Below are 432 nucleotides of genomic sequence, written 5' to 3'. Positions count from 1 at the left end.
TCGTTGGTGCGCTGACCCACGGTGGCAAAGGCGCGCGTAACTCCGCATTGGCTTGTGGTGCAGTAGGTGCCGGTATCGGCGGTTACATGGACTACCAAGAGAAAAAACTGCGTCAAAGCCTGGCCAACACCAACATCGAAGTTGAACGTCAAGGCAACCAAATCAAACTGGTTATGCCTGAAAACGTAACCTTCGCCACCGGCAGCGCTGCCCTGAGCGGTCAAGCTCAAAGCGCCTTGTCTGCTGCTGCACAAACTCTGGTTCAATATCCTGACACGACTTTGACCATCAACGGCCATACCGACAATACCGGTAACGACGCCATCAACGAGCCATTGTCTCGCAACCGCGCCGAATCTGTCGCTACCTTCCTGCAATCCCGTGGCGTAAGCAGCACCCGTTTGAGCACTTTCGGTTACGGCTCCCGTCAAC

1 protein-coding gene is annotated in these 432 nt (G+C 55.3%); it reads left to right on the top strand.

Annotated elements, in window-relative coordinates:
• Window positions 1-432 (top strand): OmpA family protein (locus tag ACTHUR_RS21615; RefSeq protein ID WP_440400874.1); only part of this gene is annotated, 432 nt, incomplete at both ends.

The sequence above is a fragment of the Neisseria sp. P0021.S007 genome (assembly GCF_051956855.1).
The sequence above is the reverse complement of the archived record's forward strand: the minus strand, read 5'-3'. Positions and strand labels throughout refer to the sequence as shown.